Below are 4,081 nucleotides of genomic sequence, written 5' to 3' on the forward strand. Positions count from 1 at the left end.
AAGCAAGCTGGGAGGCCGCGAACGCCTGCATCCAGTTCCACGGCGGCTTCGGCTTCGCCAATGAATATGACGTGGAACGCAAGTTCCGGGAAACGCGGCTGTATCAGGTGGCCCCGATCTCGACCAACATGATCCTTGGCTATATCGGCCAGCATGTCCTCGGAATGCCCAAGAGCTACTGATGAGCACCCTTCCCCTTTCCGGCCTCACCGTCGTCGCCATCGAGCAGGCCGTTGCCGCCCCCTTCGCCACCTCGCGCCTCGCGGACGCGGGCGCGAAGGTCATCAAGATCGAGCGCCCCGAGGGCGACTTCGCCCGCGGCTACGATTCCGTCGCCAAGGGTCAGTCCAGCTACTTCGTCTGGCTGAACCGCGGCAAGGAGACCGTGGTGCTGGACCTCGCCTCGGACGCCGGCAAGGCGGAACTGACGCGGCTGCTGGATGGCGCCGACGTGCTGGTCCAGAACCTCAAGCGCGGGGCGCTGGCGCGCCTCGGCTTCGGCTTCGACCGGCTGGCGGCGGACTGGCCGCGCCTGATCACCTGCTCGATCACCGGCTATGGCGAGGATGGCCCGATGGCCGACCGCAAGGCCTATGACCTGCTGATCCAAGCTGAGTCGGGCCTGTGTTCCATCACCGGCGGGCCGCAGGAACCCTCGCGCGTCGGCATCTCGCTGGTGGACATCGCCACCGGGGCCACGGCCCATGCCGCGATCCTCGAAGCCCTGATCCGGCGCGGGGTGACGGGCAAGGGCGCGAACATCTCGGTGTCCATGTTCGACGTGATGGCCGACTGGCTGACCGTGCCCTTGTTGCAGCACGAGGACGGGCAAAGCCCGAAACGCCTCGGCATGGCACACCCGTCGATCGCCCCCTATGGCGTGTTTTCCACGAAGGACGGCAAGCAGATCCTGATCTCGGTGCAAAGCGACCGCGAATGGCGCAAGCTGGCCGAGGTCTTCCTGAACCAGCCCGACCTCGGCCGCGACCCGCGCTTCGCCACCAACGTCGCGCGGGTGGAAAACCGCGCGGAAACGGATGCCACGGTGGCCGCAGGCTTCGCCCGCATGACCGAGGCCGAGGCGATCGAGGCCCTGCAGGCCGCCGATGTGGCGCTGGCCTCGGTCAACGACATGGCCGCGCTGTCGCAGCACCCGCACCTGCGCCGCATCACCGTGGACACCGGGGCCGGCCCCGTCAGCTACCCCGCCCCCGGCGCGGTTTTCACCGACGAGACCCGCAGCTATGGCAGCGTGCCGGCATTGAGGGACGCATGATGGACCTGGACCTCGACCACCTGCGCGGATGGATCGGCAGCAAGGAAACCAAGTCCGAAGCCGTCACCCCCGCGCTGGTCGGACGCTTCAACGCCACCTTCGGCCGCATCGGGGACACCGCAGCCGGGGCGCCCGCCCCGGTGATGATCCACCTCTGCCTCGCCCCGCCTGCCGCGCCGGCAGGCGAGCTGGGTCCCGACGGCCACCCGGCGCGCGGCGGCTTCCTGCCCCCCGTGCCCCTGCCCCGCCGCATGTGGGCCGGCGGCAGCTTCGCCTTCCACGACGACATCCGCATCGGCGAGACCGTCACCCGCCGCTCGACCATCCGCGAGGTCGCGGTGAAACAGGGCCGCACCGGCACCCTCTGCTTCGTGACCGTCGAACACCGCATCGAGAGCGACGCCCGCCACGTCCTGACCGAACGGCAGGACATCGTCTACCGCGACCTCGACCCAGCCAGCGGCCCGGCAAAAGCGCCGCCGCCCCCGGCCCCCGAAGGCGCCCACCGCGTCACGGTGATCCCCTCGGCGCCGCTGCTGTTCCGCTACTCGGCCCTCACCTTCAACGGCCACCGCATCCACTATGACGCGCCCTACACCCGCGAGGTCGAGGGCTACCCCGGCCTCATCGTCCACGGCCCGCTGCAGGCCTCGCAACTGGTCCACCTCGCGGAACGGGTCCGAGGCCGCGTCCCCAAGACCTTCGACTTCCGCAGCCTCTCGACCATCTTCGATACCGCCGACTACAGCCTGAACGCGGCCGAGGATGGCGAGGCCCTGAAGCTCTGGACCGCGCAGGCGGGTGGCCCCATCGCGATGCAGGCCCGCGCCACCTGGTGACTTGGCGTTCCGGCCCCCACTGCATAAGTCGGCGGCAACGAAACCCTGAGGACGCCATGACCGACCTGACCCCCCGCGAGATCACCGCCGAGCTTGACCGCTTCATCATCGGACAGGCCGAGGCCAAGCGCGCGGTCGCGGTGGCCATGCGCAACCGCTGGCGCCGCCAGCAGCTTGCCGACGACCTGCGCGACGAGGTCTACCCCAAGAACATCCTGATGATCGGCCCGACCGGCGTCGGCAAGACCGAGATCTCCCGCCGCTTGGCGAAGCTCGCCCACGCCCCCTTCGTCAAGGTCGAGGCCACCAAGTTCACCGAGGTCGGCTATGTCGGCCGCGACGTCGAACAGATCATCCGCGACCTCACCGACGCCGCCATGGTCGAAACCCGCCAGCGGATGCGCGAGCAGGTGAAGTCCCGCGCCCGCGAGGCCGCCGAGGCCCGCGTGATCGAGGCCTTGGCCGGCGAGAACGCCCGCGACCAGACCCGCGAGCTGTTCCGCGGCAAGCTGCGCCGGGGGGAACTCGACGACACCGTGATCGAGCTTGAGATCAACGATACCTCGAACCCCTTGGGGATGGAGATCCCCGGCCAGCCCGGCATGGGCCAGATGATGGACCTCGGCGCGCTGATGAAGGCCTTCGGGGGCCGCCGCGTGCGCCGCAAGGTGTCGGTCGCGCAATCCTACGAGTTGCTGATCGCCGAGGAAGCCGACAAGCTCTTGGACGACGAGCAGATCAAGGCTGCGGCCCTGGAGGCCGTCCAGCAATCCGGCATCGTCTTCATCGACGAGATCGACAAGGTCTGCGCCCGCGCCGAGACCCGCGGCGGCGACATCAGCCGCGAAGGCGTCCAGCGCGACCTGCTGCCCCTGATCGAGGGCACCACGGTCAGCACCAAATACGGCCCCGTCCGCACCGACCACATCCTGTTCATCGCGTCGGGCGCCTTTCACGTCGCCAAGCCCTCGGACCTGCTGCCGGAACTGCAGGGCCGCCTGCCGATCCGCGTGGAACTGCGCGCCCTGACCGAGGCCGACTTCGTCCGCATCCTGACCGAGACCGACAACGCCCTGACCCTGCAATACGCGGCCCTGATGCGGACCGAGGGCGTCGAGGTCAGCTTCACCGAGGACGGCATCGCAGCCCTCGCCCGCATCGCGGCGGACGTGAACGGCAGCGTGGAAAACATCGGCGCCCGCCGCCTCTACACCGTGATCGAGCGCGTCTTCGAAGAGCTGTCCTTCACCGCCCCCGACCGCAAGGGCGAGGCGGTGACGGTGGACGCGGCTTTCGTCGAATCGCAGATCGGCGACCTCGCGCGGTCCGCGGACCTGTCGCGCTACGTGCTGTAACGGGAACCCCGGCGCGACCAGCCCGTTGACGCACCGACGGGCCGACCGCGCCCCCCAACTCACGGAGCCATCCCGATGAACTTCTTCGGCAGCGTTTTCGGCCTGATCATCTTCGTCCTCGACATCTGGGCCATCGCCTCGATCATCAACTCGGGCGCGACGGGCCGATCCAAGATCATCTGGGTGCTGGTGGTGGCGATCCTGCCGGTGGCGGGGCTCATCGCCTGGTGGATCGCAGGGCCGAAGGCGAATTATGGGGGGCGGGGGTAAGAGGCCTAGAAAATTTGTAAGTGTGACAACACAGACTCAGAGGCTACATGTATCCAGCCGAGCATCCTCGAAGGATGTTGCTATCTTGACTCTCCCATGTGAATGTGAAGTTACGTCATGGAGGTGATTCGAATGGACTACAATCAACTGCTCCAAGCTATGCAGGCCTCAGGTTTATTAAGGTCAGATAATGACCCCGCTCCACAAACCAGAGAGCGGTTCGGGCAAGACAAGGCAGATGATTTTTCCCCTTATGGCGCATACCGGTCAGTTTCTGTACGTTCCTATTCTATAAGCAAAAATGCCTACATGGAATGAAATTGACTCTGCTATAAACGCAG

General features: G+C 67.0%; 5 protein-coding genes. All 5 read left to right on the forward strand.

Annotation, left to right across the window (positions count from 1 at the left end):
• Nucleotides 1-182 (forward strand): acyl-CoA dehydrogenase family protein (locus tag Q4F04_RS14685; protein ID WP_303370545.1); only part of this gene is annotated, 182 nt, incomplete at its 5' end.
• Nucleotides 182-1,276 (forward strand): CaiB/BaiF CoA-transferase family protein, encoded by a 1,095-nt coding sequence (locus Q4F04_RS14690; RefSeq protein WP_303370546.1) that lies wholly within the window; start codon nt 182-184, stop codon nt 1,274-1,276. The genes Q4F04_RS14685 and Q4F04_RS14690, both read left to right, overlap by 1 nt.
• Nucleotides 1,273-2,115: a MaoC family dehydratase N-terminal domain-containing protein gene (locus Q4F04_RS14695; protein WP_303370547.1), complete on the forward strand. Its 843-nt coding sequence runs from the start codon at nt 1,273-1,275 to the stop codon at nt 2,113-2,115. Before Q4F04_RS14690 ends, Q4F04_RS14695 begins: the two co-directional genes overlap by 4 nt.
• A 56-nt stretch (nt 2,116-2,171) precedes the next feature.
• On the forward strand, nt 2,172-3,470 hold the full coding sequence (gene hslU / locus Q4F04_RS14700; RefSeq protein ID WP_303370548.1) for an ATP-dependent protease ATPase subunit HslU: 1,299 nt from the start codon (nt 2,172-2,174) through the stop codon (nt 3,468-3,470).
• Between the two features lie 75 nt (nt 3,471-3,545).
• Nucleotides 3,546-3,740 (forward strand): PLD nuclease N-terminal domain-containing protein, encoded by a 195-nt coding sequence (locus Q4F04_RS14705; protein WP_303370549.1) that lies wholly within the window; start codon nt 3,546-3,548, stop codon nt 3,738-3,740.
• The last annotated feature ends 341 nt before the right edge of the window (nt 3,741-4,081 follow it).

Origin of the sequence: Paracoccus sp. (in: a-proteobacteria), from assembly GCF_030536915.1 — a bacterium.
Taxonomy (GTDB): domain Bacteria; phylum Pseudomonadota; class Alphaproteobacteria; order Rhodobacterales; family Rhodobacteraceae; genus Paracoccus.